This window comes from Bradyrhizobium sp. ISRA442, from assembly GCF_038085055.1.
GTDB lineage: Bacteria > Pseudomonadota > Alphaproteobacteria > Rhizobiales > Xanthobacteraceae > Bradyrhizobium.
In genome coordinates, this window is record NZ_JALGCN010000003.1 from 208,567 (window position 1) to 226,603 (window position 18,037).

The following is an 18,037-nucleotide window of genomic DNA, read 5'->3' on the forward strand; positions in this document are numbered from 1 at the left end:
CACAGGAATCATATCCCGTCGGAACGCGGGCGACAAATCCGGCGGCGCCAACATATGAAGGCTATTCCTCGGTCGTCACGCGCTCTTGGCCGGCGAGGGCATGACCTCGCCCGACATCACCAGCCGGGCGCGGCCGCCGTCCTTGGCCGCGTAGAGTTCGCGGTCGGCGGCGGCCACCAGTGCGCTGCACAGCTCGAGCGCGGTGCTGCCGTCCTCATCCCTCCAGCGTGAAGCCGACGCGCAACGTCACCTGGTAGTGACGCACGGCGCCGTTCTCGATGTGGCCGCGCGTCTGCACGACCTCGAACCACTTCATCTCGCGAACGGTCTTGGCGGCGCGGCTGATCGCGTTCTTGATCGCATCATCGATCGACGTCTCCGACGATCCGACGAGTTCCAGGATCTTGTAGACGTGGTCCTTCTCGGCTGTGGGCATGGCGAACCTCCGATTGGTCGGCTACGGCAGGCTAGGGGCAGCATCTACAAATGCCCTCATTCGTAAGCCGCGCCACCTCTCACCTGAACGGGCGGAACGGTCGCGGGTTCCGTCGTCCGCGATGGCCCGCATGCACCAGCCGAGGTGGAGCGGGCCGCGTTCGCCTGCTAAGCGCGTTCTCCATGGATTCGGGGCGCGACAGGACGATCGGCTTTCTCTGCCTCTGCGTGACAGCGTTCGGCTGGGCGCTGAACTGGCCGCTGATGAAGCTTTTGCTGCAGCAATGGCCGCCGCTGTTCGCCCGCGGGCTCGCAGGTATCTGCGCCGCGACGATCCTCGCCATGCTGGCCCTCAGCCGGAAGGAGACGCTTGCCGTCCCACGCGAGGTGATCCCGCGGCTGTTGTTTGCGACCTTCACCAATGTGTTTGCCTGGATGGGGCTCGGTACGGTCGCCATGAAATATGTGACCGTGGGCGAAGGCGCTCTGCTCGCCTACACCATGCCGATCTGGGCGATGCTGTTCGCTTGGCCGGTCCTGCATACGCGGCCGACCATCCGCGACGTCGCAGGCCTCGTTCTCGGCGTTGCGGGTGTTGCGTTGCTGCTCAGCGGCAACGGCCTGGCATTCAGCGCTGACAAGCTGCTCGGCATCGCCCTGGCGCTATCCTGCGCCATCCTGTTTGCGCTTGGCAACGTGCTCAACCGTAAGCCGCTGCCGATGCCGCCGCTGGTCGTCGTGGCCTGGCAGGTCGGGCTCGGCTGCGCCACGATGCTGATCCTCGGTGTTCTCTTCGAGCATCCCGATACCACCGCGATCACGCCTCTAGGACTCGGCTGCTTCATCTACATGACGCTGGTGCCAATGGGCGTCTGCTATGTCACCTGGTTCGAGACCCTGCGGCGCCTGCCGCCGACCTCTGCCTCGACCGGCATGCTGATGGTTCCCGCAATCGGCGTGGTCTCCGCCGCAATCATTCTCGGCGAATCGCTCGGCCTGCGCGAAGGGGCGGCGATGGCGCTGACACTCGGGGGCGTGACACTGGCGCTGCAGCGGGCCTGATTCACTCCAGGACGCGCGCGGGGCGCGGCAGAAGATCGGCGGGCTCCTCGCGCTGCGTTGCGTTCGCGGTCCTGGCATCGCGAAGCAGGAGACGCAGCAACATCGCGAGCACGGCCAGGAGCACGACGCCGGCGACGGCCGGCGTGAAATAGTGCTCGAGCTCTTCCGCGGTGGCGTGCTCCGCAGCCAGCCGCGCCGATTGCAGCAGCCCGTAGGAGTTGACGAACAGGATGAGCCCGTACAAGACGCTGCGTTCACGCGCACTGGCCAGTCTGGAAAGATCCGGAAGCAGCAACGCAAGACCGATCCCCACGATCGGCAGATCGTAGTCGTAGGCGTAAGGGCTGATCATCACCGACACGATCGCGACGACGCCGAGCGCGAAGCGGGCAGACGGCCCGCGAAGGACGGCGAGTGCGACGGCCGCGAGCGCAAGGCACGCGACGGCCGTTTGTCCCCAGAATGCCAGGACCGGAGGAAGGCCGGACTTGTGCAGCGACGCGTAGACCGAGATCATCCGAAACAGCGGATACCGCCCTTGCTCCAGATAGCCGGCGGACTCCTTGATGGCGCCCAGCCATGCGATCCAGATTTGCGGCCCGAACGCGATCGTGCACACGAGCGAGCTCGCGATCACCACGATCGCGGCAGTGGCGATCGTGGTCCAGCGGCGTGTCAGGAGCATATAGACGCCGACCGCAATGGCCAGGTGAGGCTTTATCACCATCGCACCGAGCGCGAGACCGGCGAGGACCGGGCGTCGATCGGCATTGATGCAGACAAGTCCTATCAGCGCGCCGGTGAGAAAACCGTTCTGGCCACAGGCGATGGTGATCGCGATTGCCGGGAACGTGATGACGAGCACATGCGCCAGATGGTTTGCCGCGACTGTGCGAAGCGTGATCAGATAGGCTGCAAGCGTTGCTGCGGTGAAGACAAAGTAGCCGGCCCAGCCGGGCAGGAATCCAAGGGGCGCCAGCAGCAGATCGAATTGCGGCGGATAGGTCCAGGGCATGAAGCTGGTCGCGCCGCCGGATGCTTCCGCTTGCATCCGCGCAAACAACGCGAACTGGTAAGTCAGGTCGAGATCGCCGCGCCATACGTGCTGCGCGACGATGTGGAACGCGGAGAAATCGGCTGTCTGGTTGCCGGCCCACAGACCGCCCTCGAAGAACCGGAAGACCTTGAAAGCCACCATCGCCGCCAGTCCCGCAACAATGACGCGCACATACGTCTCCCGCTTCGACGGCAGGAATTGAATTTGCTCAAGCGTTTCGGTGAGCATGAACGCGCTATCTCTGGCAACGGGACGGAACAGCCGGCAGTATTGCGGGAGAGATTGCCGCCTGAATCTTAAGGTCCGGTAACGGATTGGAGAGGATTTTGGCGTGACCAGCCGTGCTCTCATCGCGCCGGCTTGAGATCGGGGGGCCACTCGAAACGCGGGCCAGTTGCCCCGTGTGCGCTGATCCTACGGATCCAGCTCCGTATCCCAGTAGAGATAGTCCAGCCAGCTATCGTGCAGATAATTCGGCGGGAAGAGACGGCCGTTGCGGTGGAGCTGGTGCACGGTCGGGGCGAAGGCGGTCTGGCGCGGAAACATTTTTGCCTGCGCCGGGGTGAGATTGCCCTTGCGCAAGTTACAGGGCGAACAGGCCGCGACCACGTTCTCCCAGGTGGTCTGGCCGCCCTTGCTGCGCGGGATGATGTGATCGAAGGTGAGGTCTTCGGGCGAGCCGCAATATTGGCAGGCGAAACGATCGCGCAGGAAGACGTTGAAACGGGTGAAGGCGGGATGGGTGGTCGGCTTGACGAAGGATTTGAGCGAGACGACGCTCGGCAGTTGCATTTCCAGCGTGGGACTTCGAACCGCCTGATCGTAATGCGCGACGATGTTGACACGGTCGAGGAACACCGCCTTGATCGCGTCCTGCCAGGACCAGAGCGACAGCGGGTAATAACTCAGCGGCCGGAAGTCCGCATTCAGCACCAACACCGGCCAACTGCCTTGCGAGACATGTGCGTTCAAGTAACGCTCCCGGCCTCCATATACGCTGCGAAGCAGCATGTATTGACATACTACATGCAGCGTGACGGGATTGTGAAGCCCGCCGAGCGACTTATTCAGCCGCACGCAATGCGGCGGCCGGGTGGCAAGCGCGCAAAAAACGCCGCGATTTGGGGAAGATCCATGCGAGGCTGGCTCGCCGTGCTGCTCGCGGCCGTGCTCGGTGCTGCGTCGATCGGGCCTGCTATGGCCGAGGATTATCCTGCGCGCCCCGTCACCATGATCGTGCCGTTCCCGGCGGGCGGTGCGACCGACACGCTGGCGCGGTTCCTGGGTGAACGCCTGCACGCCGTGCTGAAGCAGCCCATTGTCATTGAAAATGTCGGCGGTGCGGCCGGCTCGCTCGGCGTCGGCCGCGCGGTGCGCGCCACAGCCGATGGCTATACGCTGTCGATCGGAACCTCGACCACGCACATGCTGACCGGCGGGCTCTACGCGCTGCCGTTCGACCTCTTGCGCGATCTCGAACCGGTCATCCTGATCGGCAGCGAGCCGCTCTTGATCGTCGGCCGCAAGGACCTGCCCGCCGACGATCTCAAACAATTGATCGTGTGGCTGAAGGCAAATCCGGACAAGGCGTCGGTCGGCATCGCCGGTGTCGGCGCCACCGGCCATCTCGCCGGCATCTCGTTCCAGAAGGAAACCGGCACGCAATTCCAGTTCGTGCCGTATCGCGGCAATGGTCCGGCGATGCAGGACCTCGTCGCCGGCCAGATCGATGCGATGATCGAGCCGGCCTCGAACTTCAAATCCCTCGTCGGCGCCGGCACCATCAAGCCGTTCGCCGTCACGAGCAAGTCGCGCTCGCCGTCCTGGCCGAAGTTTCCGACCGCGGATGAGGCCGGCGTGCCCGGCTTCTCCGCGTCGCTGTGGTACGGCTTGTGGGCGCCGAAGGGCACCTCGAAAGACGTCATCGCAAAGCTCAACGCCGCCATGGTGCAGATCCTGGCGAGCCCGCAGGTGAAGCAGCGCTTCGCCGAGCTCGGCATCCAGGTCTCGCCCTTGATGCAGCAATCCCCGGAAGCGCTGCGCGCCTACCAGAAGGAAGAGGCCGAACGCTGGTGGCCGATCATCAAGGCGTCGGGGATCAAGGTCGAGTGAGCCTTCGACAGCTTGACGTGTCGAACGATGCCGCCACATCGGATAGTCTCAGTACCACACGATGACCAGTCTTCGTCGGGACGACGTTGGGTGGGCACTGTCGCCTCGACGGCGTGCGGCGGTCCTGTTTGCGCGTCTACTCCGGTACCCGCTCCAGCTTCTGCAGGCATCGCGCGGTGCGCACTGCGGCAGGCATCTCCTCGTCGGGAAAACTGGTCTTCCAGTCGGTGACGCCGACCTCGCCGACATAGATGTCGCCTTTCGAATCCAGCGCGATGCCGTGCGGCGCCAGGAATTTGCCGCTCGCAATGCCCGGGCCTTCCTCGCCGCCGAGCCGCGCGATGCGGTTTCCCTTGGCGTCGACGATCGACAGCCGCGGGCCGAGATTGGGTACCTTGCGGTTGACGGCCATGCCGGGGCCGAGCTCGCCGACGACGAAAGTCGGTTGCTTTCCGCCGCAGCAGCACAGTGCGCAGGGCCGGTGCAGATTGTTCCACTGCGCCTCGTACTTGCCCTCGTCGTTGAACACCTGCACGCGATGGTTCTCACGGTCTGCGACGTAGACCCAGCCGTCAGCGTCGGTCGCGATGTTGTGGACGATGTTGAACTGGCCGGGATCGGTGCCGGGCTCGCCCCAGCTCTTCATCAACTTGCCGTCAGGGGTGAACTTGTGCACGCGCGCGTTGCCATAGCCGTCCGAGACGTAGATCTCGCCCTTTGGCGACAGCGCCGTGTGGGTGCAGCGATGGAAGGGATCGCCGCTCATGAACGGCGCCGGCTTCTCGGGAATGCCGATCGTCAGCAGCACCTTGCCGTCGGTCGTGCATTTGCGCACGGTGTGGTCGCCGTCATCGGTGCAGTAGAGATTGTCGTCGGCGTCGATGTGCAGGCCGTGCGCACGCGAGAACAGGCCCTCGCCCCAGCTCCGCAGGAAATTGCCCTCGCGGTCCAGCACCACCATCGGGTGGGCGCCGCGGTTGAAGACGTAGATGCGGTCCTTGCTGTCGACGGCGACGGAGGCGACGTCGGTGAGCTGCCAACCATCCGGCAGCTTTGCGAAGTTGTCGACGACGCGGTAGCGGTGCTCGCCGGTGCCGAGAATGGCTGGCATTGGCTTCTCCTCTTGTTCGTTTCAGCGACGCGCGGTCGTTGCCACACCATCATTGCGAGTGCAGCGAAGCAATCCAGACTGGCTTTCGGAAAGATTCTGGATTGCTTCGCTCCGCTCGCAATGACGAGAGGCTCAAGCCGCGCCTACATCGCGCCCGAGCATCCCTTCCTCGATCGCCTTGATTTGAAGGGCGAGATATTTCGAGTTGATGCGGCACTGCGCGAGGCTGCCGGCGATGAACCACAGGCCGGGCTGCCTGGTGCGCGCATACATGTTGCGCAGCTCGAAGCCGTCGCCGAAGCCCCAGATCGGGCCGACGCGATCGGCGACGCCGTCGCCGAACAGCTTTCGCACCAGATAGGCTTGCGGCTTGTAGCCGGTGGAGAGAACGATGAGGTCGGCGGTGAGGAGCGCGCCGTCCTTCATTCGCGCGCCTTCGGCGACAAAACCCTCGATGTCGGCGAACTGCTTCAGCTTGATCGCGCCCTGGGCGACGAGATCGGAGCAGCCGACGTTGAAATAATAGCCGCCGCCGCGGGTGAGATATTTGAACTGCCAGCCGGTGCCGGCCTCGCCGAAGTCGAGCTTGAAGCCGACGCGCCCTAAGGCCTCCAGCAGCTCCTTGTCGAGCTCCTTCGACTGCTCCGTCAGCATCACATGCGTCTTCTTCGCGAGCGGCGTCGGCATCGAGGTCGCGATCAGGTCGTTGTCCTCGAGCGTGCCCTCATTGTAGGTCGCATACGCAAGCTGCGCCGACGGCTCGATATTGGTGACCAGTGTCGGCGAGCGCTGCACCAGCGTCACCTCGGCGCCGCTGGAATAAAGATCCTGCGCGATATCGTGGCCGCTGTTACCGGTGCCGATGACGATGGCGCGCTTGCCTGTCCAGTTCTCGCCGTCCTCGTATCGGCTCGAATGCACCAACGTGCCCTTGAAATTGTCGAGGCTCGGGAGGTCCGGGATGTTCGCGATGCCGCTGACGCCGGTTGCCATCACCACATGGCGCGGATGCATGATGCGCTTGGTTCCGTCTGCGCGGCGCAGCGTGACCGTCCAGCGGCCCTTCGCATCGTCGTGGGAGCCGCCCTCGAATTCTGTGCCGGTCCAGAAGTTCAGCTCCATGGCATCGACATACGCCTCGAACCAGTTGGCGAGCTTGTCCTTGGGGATATAGACCGGCCAGTTCGGCGGGAACGGCATGTAGGGCAGGTGATTGACCTGCACCTGGTTGTGCAGCGTCAGCGCGTGATAGCGCTTGCGCCAGTTGTCGCCGATCCGTGGCCATCGGTCGACGATCAGCGTATCGACCTTCATCTGCTTCAGCCGCGCTGCAATCGCGAGCCCGGCCTGTCCGCCGCCGACCACCAGCACGGCGGGATCGCGATCGGCGTAGTCGGTCGATGCCTTGCGCAAATCGAGCCAGTTCGGCCCGCGGAAATCGCGCGAGTAGGCCTGTCCGCGCGGCCGCGTCGTGCCGAGCTGTTCCTCAAAACCCTTCAGCTCGTCGAGCGCCGTGAGCAGCGTCCATGCCCTCAACCGGTCGCCGTCAGCGGGATCGGGAGCGAGCCGGACGATGCCGCTGCCGCGGCCGATCGCGGTCTCGAAATTGAAGATCGCTTCGATGTTGTTGGTGCCGGCGCGCGCCACCCAGCGCGGCGCCGCGCGGTTCTGTGCGATCTGGAAGCTGCGTGGTGCCGCCTTGGGCGCGAGCGTCGCCAGCTCTTGCGCAATGCCATCTCGGCCGGCGATCGTCTGCAGGTTCCAGCTCAGCGCCAGCACATCGCGCCAAAAACTGTCGGCGAGGAAGAGGCGGTCCAGCGCAGTGCGATCAGGCTTGCCCAGCGTGCGCTCGAACTCATCGAGCCAGGCTTGCGCGGATACGGAAATATCCTTCGTCCTGTCCAGCATGCGCGACCTCATGGCCGTCTTCGCGGCGTTTCCTCTGAGATCGACGCTATACCGTTTCGCCAGCGCCCAAAAGCCGATTACCCGAGCAAGGAGAGCATGTGGCCCTGCTCAGGCGGAATACGGCCCTTCAGCGTGCCGAGATAGACGCGCCGCACGGCCTCCGGTCCGCGGCTCTCGACGACGGTCAGGCATGTCTCCAGGAGCGGAGCGAAGCCGGACCATGCCGTGGCAAAACGCTGCTCGATGCCGCCGGGGCCCCATTCCTTGGCGCGCTTGCGGATCTGGTCGGGAGCGAAGAACCAGCGCGGCTTCGCGCCGGGCAACTCACCCTCGTCGGCATCGGTGGCGCGATGCGTCAATCCGACGCGCACGGAGCATTTCATCTGATCGCGAAAGTGCCGGTGCAGCTCAGCGCGCAGTGCGCTGTTGCCGGCCATGTCGATGAAGGCGACCGGCGTATCCGACGGCAGCGTCGTCACACCGTCGTAGGTGACGACCTCGTCATAGCAGCCGAGCGAGGCAACGAAGCCCGCATTGCCGGCCGACGTCAATCCGATCACCTTGCGCCCGCGCGTGTGCAGAAGATACGCAAGCCCGAACGCTGTCTTGCTCGAGGCGCTCGAGAGCAGCACGGTCCGCGCGCCAAAATCGTCGTTCTCGGCGAGGAAATCGTCGACCAGGAACGAGAGCATGAACAGCGGCCGCAGCAGCGCCTGATAGTCGCCCTGGCGGCCTGCGTAAGCGGGATCGCCGCCGATGCGCGAATAGGCGTTATAGACCGGCGCCACGCCCTGCCGGTGCGCGGCGCCGTCGCGCAAGCCGCGTTTGCTGACATCGGTGGCCTCGATCACGAGATGCGTTGCCATCGGGAAATAGCCGAAGAGGCGTTCGCCCACGGCGACGTTTTGATGCTTCGAGGCGATTACCTCGCCGAAGCCCCACACCGGAATGTTGCCGAAGCCGTTCGGTGCGGGAAAGAGCTGCCAGTACTTCAGTTCGTCGCCGAGCACAGCGTAGGTGATGTTGTTTGCGGTGAAGGCAAAGCGCTCGACCTTCACGAGCAGCGCATCTTGCGGCAGCGCCTCGCCGGCAGGAAGCTCGGTTGCGATCGTCTTGCACGTTTCGAGATCGTCTCGCGCAACGATGAACTCGGCGGCTGTCATGGTCTTGATCCCGGCTCCTGTCCGCGCCGGCATCTCATCGGTCACGCGCGTGCCGTTTGCAACAGCAACATAGTTTTAAACGGTGTTCGGCCATTTCAGGCCGTCAGCACGCCTTCGCGCTTCTTCACGGCGCGATAGTAGCTCCACCACAGATGCGCCGCGGCGCCGCGCAGCGGCCGCCATGGTTCGGCGAGCGGCGCCATCTGCTTTTCCGTCGGCCGTGCCTTCAAACCCAGTCCGATGCGGATGCCTTCCTGCACGGCGAGGTCGCCGGCCGGCCAGGCATCGCCATGGCCGAGACAGAACAGGAGGTAGACGTCGGCCGTCCACGGCCCGATGCCCGGCAGCGAGATCAGGGTGTGATGTGCCGCGTCAGCGTCCTCTTCGGCGAGCACCTCGAGGTTGAGCCGCTGCGCGGTGATCTCGCGCGCAAGATGCTTCAAGGTCTTGATCTTGGCGGCGGAGAGGCCGAGCCGTCCCAGCCGGTCGGTGCGGGCGCGGCGCACCGCGTCATGGTCGAATGGATCGAAAGCGGCCGACAACCGACCCCAGATCGCCGCGGCGCTTGCGGTTGAGAGCTGCTGCCCGCAGACGATGTGCGCAAGCCCGACAAAGCCCGGCTCGCGCCGCCGCAAGGCGGGCATGCCGGCGACCTCGAATACGGGTTTGAGGCGCGGGTCGCGTTTCACCAGCGTTTGGACGGCATCTTCGAGATCGGACTGGCTTTCGAGGTGGATGGTCATTGGGGTTGGGCAAGCTCTTTCCAGCGTCATGGCCGGGCTTGCCCCGGCCATGACGTCTTTCTAACCGCGCATCATTGTTAGCATGAGTGACGGTCTTCGTATTCGTCCCTGAGCTTGACACGATCGGCATGTGGCACCGAAGAAGGTGGATGGCCGGGTCGTAGGTGAGCGGAAGCACGCCGTCCTTCAGACGGCTATGCCCGGCCATGACGAGATCTGTCGTATGTCGCCACCCGTTTTCCGATTCGCGCCGAGCCCGAACGGCTTCCTACATCTCGGCCACGCCTATTCGGCGCTGCTGAACTTCGACCGTGCGCGTGAGAGCGGCGGGCGGCTGTTGCTGCGAATCGAGGACATCGACGCGACGCGTTGCCGGCCGGAATACGAGACGGCGATCTACGACGATCTCGCCTGGCTCGGCATCACTTGGGAGACGCCGGTGCGGCGGCAGTCGCAGCATCTTGCCGACTACCACTCCGCGCTGGAGAAGCTTGCCGTGCTCGGCCTCGTCTACCCCAGCTTCGAAAGCCGCGCCGAGATCGCGAGGCTGATAGCCGGGCGCGAGGCGGCCGGGCCCTGGCCGCGCGATCCCGACGGGGCGCCGCTTTACCCCGGTGACGCGAAGTCGCTGCCGACCGACGAGCGCGCGCGCCTCATCGAGTCCGGCGCGCCTTATGCCTTGCGGCTCGATATGGCGGCCGCCTGCCGCTGGGTTGCCGACCTGACTTGGCACGAATTGGGCGAAGGGCCGGACGGCGAGCGCAACCTTGTCACGGCGCGGCCCGAGGCGTGGGGCGACGTCATCCTCGCGCGCAAGGAGACGCCGACCAGCTATCATTTGTCGGTGGTGGTCGACGATGCGCTCCAGGGCGCAAGCGAGGTGGTGCGGGGCCAGGACCTGTTTCACGCCACCTCGGTGCACCGGTTGCTGCAAAGTCTGCTCGATCTGCCCGAGCCCGCTTACCGTCATCACCGGCTGATTCGCGACGAGGCGGGGCGGAAGCTGTCGAAATCGACCGGCTCGACCGGTCTGCGGGAGTTGCGCGCGGCCGGCGCCACGCCCGCCGACATCCGCCGGCTGGTGGGATTAGGTTAAGTTTCTCTGGGGTTTAGCAAAAGGTCGCCGTGACTCGGAGTGTTCCTCCGTGCGATGCTCGCCGTGAGCCCGGGGGTTCGAAGCGATACTTCGAAGGGATTCATGGCGGCGAAAACGCGCGCATTGCGCACCACGCGGACGTCCAGGCGGCCGCCTCGGAAGCGGTCCGGGGTGGTTGCCCCGGCGCGCAAACGCGCCACGGCCATCACGCCCGACGTGGTCCAGGCGGCGCTGGCTGCTTTCGCCCATGAGGTCCGCACGCCTCTGACCGGAATTCTGGCGATCAGCGACCTGTTGGCGACCTCCGATCTCGGCGAGCGGGAGCGGCGCTGGGCCGATACCATCAAGGCCGGCGCCGAGCACCTGGCGAGCCTTGCCACCCTGTTCGTCGACGCGGCCAGGACCGGGAAGGGCGCAAACGCGCTGCGCCAGGACCTGTTCGACCTGCGGGCGCTGGCCCGCAGCATGGGCGACTCGCTGGCCGGGCGCGCCGCGGCCAAGGGACTTCAGGCCCAGGTCGAGATCTCCGACAAGCTTCCCGCCCTGGTGGTGGGCGATCCCGTCCGCCTGCGCGCTGCGCTCGAGAACCTGATCGACAATGCCGTGAAGTTCACCGACCGGGGCGGCGTAGCTCTTGCGGTCGCGCCCTGGCGTCCCCCAGCGGGCAGCGGTAAGGCGAAAGACAAGGGCAAGGTCGGCGTTGCGTTTGCGGTTTCCGACAGCGGCATCGGCCTGAGCATGGCCGAGATCAAGCGGCTGTTCCGTCCGTTCACCCAGGCCAACGTCACCATCGCGGCGCGCTTCGGCGGCGCCGGGCTCGGGCTGTCTTCGGTGAAGCAATTGGCGCGTGCGATGGGCGGCGACATCACGGTCGCTCCGCGGCGCAACGGCGGCGCCACCTTCACGCTGACGGTATCGCTGCATGCGTCGGGATCAGGCGAGCCCCACGGATTGGGCAGCGACGATCCCGAGGCTGATGCGGTGGCGGCCTTGCGCGTGCTCAGCGTGGAAGACAATCCGTTCGGCCGGGTCGTGCTCAACACCATCCTGACCGAGCTCGGCCATCATGCGGAGTTCGTCGGGCGCGGCGAGGATGCGGTCGACCGGCTCGCGCAGGGCACCTTCGACGCGGTGCTGATGGATATGGTGCTGCCGGGCATCGGCGGCATCGAGGCGATCAAGCGGATCCGCACTATGCCGCCGCCGCTCGCTCATATCCCCATCATCGGAGTGTCGGGCCGCGGCGAGGACGAGGTGCCCTCGCGTCAGGCTGGCGCCGACGCCTTCCTGGTCAAGCCTGTGTCCCCGCGGGCTTTAGCGACTGCGCTGCTTGAAGCGAGACGCCGTGAGGAAGCCGCGACTTGATGATCGCGGCATTGAGCTCACCGCCGTAGACGAAGATCGCGGCGATGAAATACAAAAACACCAGCGCGATGATCACCGAGGCGAGGCCCGCATACATCGTCACGTAGTTGTTGGCGAAGCGCGCCAGATATTGCCCGAACACGATGCCGGAGATCAGCGATGCCCCCACGGTGAAGACGATGCCGGGCAGGATCTGCAGGAAGCCGCGCCGTCCCGCCGGGAGCCAGGCGTGCAGGATGAATAGTGCCACGACCAGTGCGCCGATGGTGATGCCGTAACGCAGCCAAGTGAGGATGCTCTCGTTGGACTCGACGAATAGCGGGATGTGGCGCCGCGCCGCCTCGATGATGAGCGGCCCGAGCACGATCAGGAACGCCATGGCAAGCGCGGTGAAGGCGGCGACCAGCGTGTAGCCGATCGACTCCAGCCGCAGCCAGTACCAGCGCCGCATCTCAACCACCGCATAAGCGCGGTTGAGCGCGACCCGGAGCGCTTCGACGCCGTTCGAGGCGAAATAGACCGACAGCACCGCGCCGATCGTCAGCGCGCCGGAGCGGGTGGTGGTCAGCACGTCGTGGACTTCGCCCGAGATCGAATCGGCGACCTGCTTCGGCCAGACCTGCAGCATCAGGCCTGCGGCCTGGTCGGCGAGCTCCTTGGAGCCGAAGAAGCCGGCGAGCGAGGTCAGCACGATCAGGAACGGGAACAGCGCCATCAGCGTCGACAGCGCGATATGGCTCGCAATCGCCCAGCCGTCGTCGGCGAGGAACGTGTAGAACGCATCCATCGCGACGATATAGAGGTAGCGAACCGCCTTCACGCGCCACCTACATAGCTGATGCTGCTCCCTCTCCCCGCATATGGGGAGAGGCGAACAAGGCAGACAATTGGCGCAGATCGGAGATCATCCCGCTAGCATCTGATATTATTGACCTAAAAGCCAGATCGTGGATGCGGCCGTTCCCCGTCGATCGTCATTCCGGGACGCGCGCAGCGCGAACCCGGAATCCATTCAGCGGCGGTGCTAATGGCGAAATGGATTCCGGGCTCGATGCTCCGGGGCGGCGCTTTTGCGCGGTCCCGTCGCATCGCCGCGGAATGACGCCGGTCGCCACGGCGACGCCATGGCGCATCGGCAAGCACGGTGTTATCTAGCCCCAATGGCATCCCTTTTGAGTTCTTTCATCCTGCCGGTGGCAGCCGGCGCCGTGGCGTTGGTGCTGCTGCTCGGACTCGTCAACATGATGCGCGGCGGCTCGCCCAACACCTCGCAGAAGCTGATGCGGTGGCGCGTGCTGCTTCAGTTCGTGGCGATCATCATCGCCATGCTGGCGGTGTGGGCGATGGGCCGCTAGCGCAGAGATCCGCGAGGCAAACATGGTCGTGCTCAACCGCATCTATACCCGCACCGGTGACGACGGCACGACGGCGCTCGGCACCGGTGAACGCCGGGCCAAGTACGATCTGCGCATCGAGGCCTATGGCACGGTCGACGAGACCAATGCCGCGATCGGCGTGGTGCGGCTCCATACCAAGGACGCCTCCGATCTCGATGCGATGCTCGGCCGCATCCAGAACGATCTGTTCGATCTCGGCGCCGACCTTGCGGTGCCCGAGCGTGAGGGCAAAGCGGACCGGCTGCGGGTCGTGGCAAGCCAGGTGGAGCGGCTTGAGCGCGACATCGACGCGCTCAACGAAAACCTGGCGCCGCTGACCTCCTTCGTGCTGCCGGGTGGCACCCCGACGGCGGCGCATCTCCATGTCGCGCGCACGATATGCCGCAGGGCGGAACGGGTGATGGTGGAGCTTGCCGCCAAGCCGGGCGAGCCGGTCGGCGCGGCTGGCATTCAGTATATGAACCGGCTGTCCGATTTCCTGTTTGTGGCGAGCCGCTCCGCAAATCATAATGGCGCGGGCGACGTGCTGTGGGTTCCGGGCCAGAACCGCTGACCCATTGGGGGGTAGCGTTCGGCCCACCCAAAATTTGGCCCGTTCGCGCGTTGACCGGGCCGGATCAGGCCTTTAGGTTCCGCGCCAGTTGATAACCCCCCTCCCAAAATAAGTGAAAGAGGATCGATGAAGGTCTTAGTGCCGGTAAAGCGGGTGGTCGATTACAACGTCAAGGTCCGCGTCAAGGGCGATGGATCGGGCGTTGAACTCGCCAACGTCAAGATGTCGATGAACCCGTTCGACGAAATCGCGGTCGAGGAAGCGCTGCGCCTGAAGGAAGGCGGCAAGGCCACCGAGGTCGTGGTGGTCTCCATCGGACCGGCGCAGGCGTCGGAGACGATCCGCACCGGTCTTGCCATGGGCGCCGACCGCGGCATCCTGGTGAAGGCCGAGGGCACCGTCGAGCCGCTCGCCGTCGCGAAGATCCTGAAGAAGGTCGCGGAGGAAGAACAGCCGGGCCTGATTATCCTGGGCAAGCAGGCGATCGATGACGACAGCAACCAGACCGGCCAGATGCTGGCCGCGCTGCTCGGCTGGTCGCAGGCGACCTTCGCCTCCAAGCTCGAGGTCGACGGCTCCGACTTCAAGGTCACGCGCGAAGTCGACGGCGGCCTGCAGACTGTCAAGCTGAAGGGGCCGGCGATCGTCACCACCGACCTGCGCCTCAACGAGCCGCGTTATGCTTCGCTGCCGAACATCATGAAGGCGAAGAAGAAGCCGATCGCGGAGAAGACAGTCGCCGATTACGGCGTCGACGTCACCGCGCGTCTCGAAGTTCTCAAGACGACGGAGCCACCGGGCCGCAAGGCAGGCGTCAAGGTCAAGGACGTCGCCGAACTGGTGGCGAAACTCAAGAACGAAGCCGGGGTGCTCTGATGACGACGCTTCTGATTGCCGAACACGACAATGCGTCGCTGAAGGATGCGACCAACAAGGCCTTGACCGCGGCTGCCGCGCTCGGCGCGGACGTCGAGGTGCTGGTCGCCGGCCAGAACGCGAAGGCCGCGGCGGATGCCGCCGCCAAGCTCGCCGGCGTGAAGAAGGTGCTGCTCGCCGACGGCGCGCTCTACGCGCACGATCTCGCCGAGCCGCTGGCTGCGCTGATCGTGTCGCTGGCGTCCGGCTATGACGCGATCGTCGCGCCGGCGACCTCGCGCTTCAAGAACGTGATGCCGCGCGTCGCCGCGCTGCTCGATGTCATGCAGGTCTCGGAGATCACCAAGGTGGTCGCACCCGACACCTTCGAGCGCCCGATCTATGCCGGCAACGCCATCCAGACGGTGAAGTCGAAGGATGCCAAGAAGGTCATCACGGTCCGCACCTCCACCTTCTCCGCGACGGGCGAAGGCGGCGGCGCGGCTGTTGAGAACGTGGCGGCGGCGGCCGATCCGGGCCTGTCGTCCTTTGTCGGCGAGGAAGTCGCCAAGAGCGACCGCCCCGAGCTGACCTCGGCGAAGATCATCGTCTCCGGTGGTCGCGCGATGCAGAGCCGGGAAAACTTTACCAAATACATCGAGCCGCTCGCCGACAAGTTAGGGGCCGGCGTCGGTGCCTCGCGCGCGGCGGTCGATGCCGGCTATGCGCCGAACGACTGGCAGGTCGGCCAGACCGGCAAGGTCGTGGCCCCTGAGCTCTATGTCGCGGTCGGCATTTCCGGCGCGATCCAGCATCTGGCCGGCATGAAGGACTCCAAGGTGATCGTCGCGATCAACAAGGACGAGGACGCGCCGATCTTCCAGGTTGCCGACTATGGACTGGTCGCCGACCTCTACCAGGCGGTTCCGGAGCTCACGGCCGAACTCGGCAAGCTCGGCAAGTAAATTGGCGTCAAAAACACCGGCCGGAGGGGGTACACTCCGGCCGGTGTTTCATTTTTGAGGCGTTTTCTTCCGTGCAGGTGCGCGGAAGAGGCGTATCCGATCTAGGTTTCGAGCCAAGGTTCTGATTAAATCAAGGTTCTGATTAAATCGGACCTCCCGGCTGAGGGGATAGACAGGCGCGGTTCGTGCGCGCCGTTCCGGTGGATGACATTATGGCGGCAGTGATCAACAAGGTCGGCGTGATCGGCGCGGGGCAGATGGGCAATGGCATCGCGCATGTTGCGGCGCTGGCCGGCTTCGAGGTCGTGCTCAACGATGTCTCGGCCGATCGACTCAAATCGGGCATGGCCACCATCAACGGCAATCTGGCGCGCCAGGTCTCCAAGCGGGCGGTCAGCGAGGACGACAAGACCAAGGCGCTCGCGCGCATCAAGCTGGCCGAGAAGCTCGACGACCTTGCCGACTGCGACCTCGTGATCGAGACCGCGGTCGAGAAGGAGGAGGTGAAGCGCAAGATCTTCCACGAGCTCTGCGCGGTGTTGAAGCCGGAGGCGATCGTGGCGTCCGATACCTCCTCGATCTCGATTACGCGTCTTGCCGCCGCGACCGACCGGCCCGAGCGCTTCATCGGCATCCACTTCATGAATCCAGTGCCGCTGATGGAGCTGGTGGAGCTGATTCGCGGCATCGCCACCGACGACCAGACCTTCGAGGCGGCCAAGGAATTCGTCGCCAAGCTCGGCAAGCAGGTCGCGGTCTCCGAGGATTTCCCGGCCTTCATCGTCAACCGCATCCTGCTGCCGATGATCAACGAGGCGATCTACACGCTCTATGAGGGCGTCGGAAACGTCGAGGCGATCGACGCCGCGATGAAGCTCGGTGCCCACCATCCGATGGGCCCGCTGGAGCTCGCTGACTTCATAGGCCTCGATACCTGCCTCTCCATCATGCAGGTGCTGCACGAGGGGTTGGCCGATTCGAAGTACCGGCCGTGTCCGCTGCTGGTGAAATACGTCGAGGCCGGCTGGCTCGGCCGCAAGACCCAGCGCGGTTTCTACGACTATCGCGGCGCCAAGCCGGTTCCGACCCGCTGATCGGTCTCGTGGCGCCCTAGGCTGGGCAAAGGCGCGAAGCGCCGTGCCCACCATTCTCCAATCATGTGATGGAATTGGTGAGCACGCTTCCGCCTTCGCTCGTCGGGCTACGGCGGACAAGCCGCTTTGCTCACCTACGGCATTTCGTGTCGGACTGTGTCTGCGACACGAAGCCGTCCGAACTCTCCACCTCTCGTTAACCCCTCGCGCCTAGGCTGCAGCCGGTACGAGGGTTCGCGTAATGGACATGATGGCGATGGTCAGCACCATGCTGGCCGCTCAGCAGGGCGCATTCCAGTCGCAGGTGTCGGCGACTGTGATGAAGCAGAACATGGATGTGGAGAAATCCGCCGTCCTGACCTTGCTCGGCGCCGGTCAGCCCTCGCTTGCCAATGTCGGCCCTGGCGTGGGCGGCAACCTCAACATCACGGCCTAAAACGCCGCCGCAGGGTTAACCGCGGCTCGGAGCAGCTTCAGCGCGTCCTCGCTCGCCCATTCGGCGGGCCCGGCGATCGTCGCGATCTCGCAGCCCTGGGGATCGACCAGCACGGAGGTCGGCATTCCCAGCGCCCGGCCTATAGCCTTAAGATCCTGAAAAACCTTGGCTTTCTGGTCATTGAAATAGCCGAGCCTGGTCAAATTGGCCTCTTTCAGGAAGTTTTTCGGCTTCTCCGGGTCGCGGGTGTCGATATTGATCGCCACCACCTCGAAATTCGGTCCGCTCATCTTGGCCTGGAGCTCCTCCAGCGCCGGCATTTCCTTGCGACAGGGCACGCACCAGGTGGCCCAAAGGTTCACCAGCAAGGTCTTGCCGCGGAAATCGGACAGCTTTTTCGGCTTGCCGTCGGCGTCCTCGAAGGCGAGGTCGGGCAGCTTCAGGGGGGCGCTCGCCATGGTCAGCGCCGCCACCTCGCCACGGGCGAGCGGGGCGATCTTCTGCGCGGTGGTCACCGCGGCCCGGCAGGCCGGATCGCCGCTGGGCGCGCGGCTCAGGCCCAGCCCGTACAGCGCGGCAAAGCCGGCCAGCCCTCCGATCGCCACGGTGGCGATGACGAGGGGAATCCGGCGCGTGGCGGAGGGCTTCTGGTCGAGCATATCGTTTGTCATCCGGTCGCAGATAT

At 65.0% G+C, this 18,037-nt stretch carries 19 protein-coding genes; 10 read left to right on the plus strand and 9 right to left on the minus strand.

The genetic code is table 11. The features are described from left to right. Positions 1 to 214: 214 nt before the first annotated feature. Positions 215 to 436, minus strand: a complete 222-nt coding sequence (locus MTR72_RS07265) for a dodecin (protein WP_279374866.1) — start codon at positions 434 to 436, stop codon at positions 215 to 217. Positions 437 to 618: 182 nt separating this feature from the next. Between MTR72_RS07265 and MTR72_RS07270 the strand changes: the two genes are divergently transcribed. Continuing rightward, positions 619 to 1,497, plus strand: a complete 879-nt coding sequence (locus tag MTR72_RS07270; protein WP_280968168.1) for a DMT family transporter — start codon at positions 619 to 621, stop codon at positions 1,495 to 1,497. A gap of 1 nt (position 1,498) precedes the next feature. Here MTR72_RS07270 and MTR72_RS07275 read toward each other — a convergent pair whose 3' ends face one another. Both MTR72_RS07275 and MTR72_RS07280 read right to left on the minus strand, forming a co-directional pair. After that, a complete protein-coding gene (locus MTR72_RS07275; protein ID WP_341510259.1) occupies positions 1,499 to 2,725 on the minus strand; it encodes a glycosyltransferase family 87 protein in 1,227 nt (408 codons plus the stop codon). 243 nt (positions 2,726 to 2,968) lie between these two features. Beyond that, complete coding sequence (locus tag MTR72_RS07280) at positions 2,969 to 3,526, minus strand: HNH endonuclease (protein ID WP_025033554.1); 558 nt, start codon at positions 3,524 to 3,526, stop codon at positions 2,969 to 2,971. A gap of 162 nt (positions 3,527 to 3,688) precedes the next feature. Here MTR72_RS07280 and MTR72_RS07285 point away from each other — a divergent pair, with 162 nt between their 5' ends. Further along, positions 3,689 to 4,666 (plus strand): Bug family tripartite tricarboxylate transporter substrate binding protein, encoded by a 978-nt coding sequence (locus MTR72_RS07285; RefSeq protein ID WP_341510260.1) that lies wholly within the window; start codon positions 3,689 to 3,691, stop codon positions 4,664 to 4,666. 136 nt (positions 4,667 to 4,802) lie between these two features. On the opposite strand, the gene MTR72_RS07290 is transcribed toward MTR72_RS07285, so the two are convergent. From MTR72_RS07290 to MTR72_RS07305, 4 genes are all read right to left on the minus strand, one after another. Further along, entirely contained in the window at positions 4,803 to 5,777 is a 975-nt protein-coding gene (locus MTR72_RS07290; protein WP_280968171.1) for a peptidyl-alpha-hydroxyglycine alpha-amidating lyase family protein, read from the minus strand. Between the two features lie 132 nt (positions 5,778 to 5,909). After that, positions 5,910 to 7,685, minus strand: a complete 1,776-nt coding sequence (locus MTR72_RS07295; protein ID WP_280968172.1) for a flavin-containing monooxygenase — start codon at positions 7,683 to 7,685, stop codon at positions 5,910 to 5,912. A 77-nt stretch (positions 7,686 to 7,762) separates the two neighbouring features. After that, entirely contained in the window at positions 7,763 to 8,848 is a 1,086-nt protein-coding gene (locus MTR72_RS07300) for a DUF2855 family protein (protein ID WP_280968173.1), read from the minus strand. Positions 8,849 to 8,943: 95 nt separating this feature from the next. Beyond that, complete coding sequence (locus MTR72_RS07305; protein WP_280968174.1) at positions 8,944 to 9,591, minus strand: DNA-3-methyladenine glycosylase family protein; 648 nt, start codon at positions 9,589 to 9,591, stop codon at positions 8,944 to 8,946. Between the two features lie 223 nt (positions 9,592 to 9,814). On the opposite strand from MTR72_RS07305, the gene gluQRS reads away from it, so the two are divergent. Both gluQRS and MTR72_RS07315 read left to right on the plus strand, forming a co-directional pair. After that, positions 9,815 to 10,687, plus strand: coding sequence for a tRNA glutamyl-Q(34) synthetase GluQRS (gene gluQRS, locus MTR72_RS07310; protein WP_280968175.1), 873 nt, complete (start codon positions 9,815 to 9,817; stop codon positions 10,685 to 10,687). Between the two features lie 102 nt (positions 10,688 to 10,789). After that, entirely contained in the window at positions 10,790 to 12,052 is a 1,263-nt protein-coding gene (locus MTR72_RS07315; protein WP_280968176.1) for an ATP-binding protein, read from the plus strand. Here the strand turns inward: MTR72_RS07315 and MTR72_RS07320 are convergent. Beyond that, positions 11,979 to 12,872 carry a YihY/virulence factor BrkB family protein gene (locus tag MTR72_RS07320; RefSeq protein ID WP_341510261.1) on the minus strand — a complete coding sequence of 298 codons (894 nt, stop codon included), beginning with the start codon at positions 12,870 to 12,872 and terminating at the stop codon, positions 11,979 to 11,981. The genes MTR72_RS07315 and MTR72_RS07320 overlap by 74 nt on opposite strands. Before the next feature lie 340 nt (positions 12,873 to 13,212). On the opposite strand from MTR72_RS07320, the gene MTR72_RS07325 reads away from it, so the two are divergent. From MTR72_RS07325 to MTR72_RS07350, 6 genes are all read left to right on the plus strand, one after another. Further along, entirely contained in the window at positions 13,213 to 13,407 is a 195-nt protein-coding gene (locus MTR72_RS07325) for a twin transmembrane helix small protein (protein WP_279374876.1), read from the plus strand. Between the two features lie 22 nt (positions 13,408 to 13,429). Further along, positions 13,430 to 14,002: a cob(I)yrinic acid a,c-diamide adenosyltransferase gene (locus MTR72_RS07330; protein WP_280968178.1), complete on the plus strand. Its 573-nt coding sequence runs from the start codon at positions 13,430 to 13,432 to the stop codon at positions 14,000 to 14,002. A 126-nt stretch (positions 14,003 to 14,128) separates the two neighbouring features. After that, entirely contained in the window at positions 14,129 to 14,878 is a 750-nt protein-coding gene (locus tag MTR72_RS07335) for an electron transfer flavoprotein subunit beta/FixA family protein (protein ID WP_280968179.1), read from the plus strand. Next, a complete protein-coding gene (locus MTR72_RS07340) occupies positions 14,878 to 15,822 on the plus strand; it encodes an electron transfer flavoprotein subunit alpha/FixB family protein (protein ID WP_280968180.1) in 945 nt (314 codons plus the stop codon). Before MTR72_RS07335 ends, MTR72_RS07340 begins: the two co-directional genes overlap by 1 nt. 212 nt (positions 15,823 to 16,034) lie before the next feature. Beyond that, the gene (locus MTR72_RS07345; protein ID WP_280968181.1) at positions 16,035 to 16,916 is read left to right on the plus strand and encodes a 3-hydroxybutyryl-CoA dehydrogenase; all 882 of its coding nucleotides are present in this window, start codon (positions 16,035 to 16,037) and stop codon (positions 16,914 to 16,916) included. A gap of 241 nt (positions 16,917 to 17,157) precedes the next feature. Continuing rightward, the gene (locus tag MTR72_RS07350; RefSeq protein ID WP_280968182.1) at positions 17,158 to 17,352 is read left to right on the plus strand and encodes a putative motility protein; all 195 of its coding nucleotides are present in this window, start codon (positions 17,158 to 17,160) and stop codon (positions 17,350 to 17,352) included. On the opposite strand, the gene tlpA is transcribed toward MTR72_RS07350, so the two are convergent. Further along, the gene (gene tlpA, locus MTR72_RS07355; RefSeq protein WP_280968183.1) at positions 17,349 to 18,011 is read right to left on the minus strand and encodes a thiol:disulfide interchange protein TlpA; all 663 of its coding nucleotides are present in this window, start codon (positions 18,009 to 18,011) and stop codon (positions 17,349 to 17,351) included. The two genes, MTR72_RS07350 and tlpA, sit on opposite strands and share 4 nt — an antisense overlap. Positions 18,012 to 18,037 lie beyond the last annotated feature (26 nt).

Bases quoted from the DNA above. Each gene is read 5' to 3' on its own strand.
- MTR72_RS07265 (WP_279374866.1), bottom strand. From the start codon at position 436: ATGCCCACAGCCGAGAAGGACCACGTCTACAAGATCCTGGAACTCGTC.
- MTR72_RS07270 (WP_280968168.1), top strand. From the start codon at position 619: ATGGATTCGGGGCGCGACAGGACGATCGGCTTTCTCTGCCTCTGCGTG.
- MTR72_RS07285 (WP_341510260.1), top strand. From the start codon at position 3,689: ATGCGAGGCTGGCTCGCCGTGCTGCTCGCGGCCGTGCTCGGTGCTGCG.
- MTR72_RS07290 (WP_280968171.1), bottom strand. From the start codon at position 5,777: ATGCCAGCCATTCTCGGCACCGGCGAGCACCGCTACCGCGTCGTCGAC.
- MTR72_RS07295 (WP_280968172.1), bottom strand. From the start codon at position 7,685: ATGCTGGACAGGACGAAGGATATTTCCGTATCCGCGCAAGCCTGGCTC.
- MTR72_RS07300 (WP_280968173.1), bottom strand. From the start codon at position 8,848: ATGACAGCCGCCGAGTTCATCGTTGCGCGAGACGATCTCGAAACGTGC.
- MTR72_RS07305 (WP_280968174.1), bottom strand. From the start codon at position 9,591: ATGACCATCCACCTCGAAAGCCAGTCCGATCTCGAAGATGCCGTCCAA.
- gluQRS (WP_280968175.1), top strand. From the start codon at position 9,815: ATGTCGCCACCCGTTTTCCGATTCGCGCCGAGCCCGAACGGCTTCCTA.
- MTR72_RS07315 (WP_280968176.1), top strand. From the start codon at position 10,790: ATGGCGGCGAAAACGCGCGCATTGCGCACCACGCGGACGTCCAGGCGG.
- MTR72_RS07325 (WP_279374876.1), top strand. From the start codon at position 13,213: ATGGCATCCCTTTTGAGTTCTTTCATCCTGCCGGTGGCAGCCGGCGCC.
- MTR72_RS07330 (WP_280968178.1), top strand. From the start codon at position 13,430: ATGGTCGTGCTCAACCGCATCTATACCCGCACCGGTGACGACGGCACG.
- MTR72_RS07335 (WP_280968179.1), top strand. From the start codon at position 14,129: ATGAAGGTCTTAGTGCCGGTAAAGCGGGTGGTCGATTACAACGTCAAG.
- MTR72_RS07340 (WP_280968180.1), top strand. From the start codon at position 14,878: ATGACGACGCTTCTGATTGCCGAACACGACAATGCGTCGCTGAAGGAT.
- MTR72_RS07345 (WP_280968181.1), top strand. From the start codon at position 16,035: ATGGCGGCAGTGATCAACAAGGTCGGCGTGATCGGCGCGGGGCAGATG.
- MTR72_RS07350 (WP_280968182.1), top strand. From the start codon at position 17,158: ATGGACATGATGGCGATGGTCAGCACCATGCTGGCCGCTCAGCAGGGC.
- tlpA (WP_280968183.1), bottom strand. From the start codon at position 18,011: ATGCTCGACCAGAAGCCCTCCGCCACGCGCCGGATTCCCCTCGTCATC.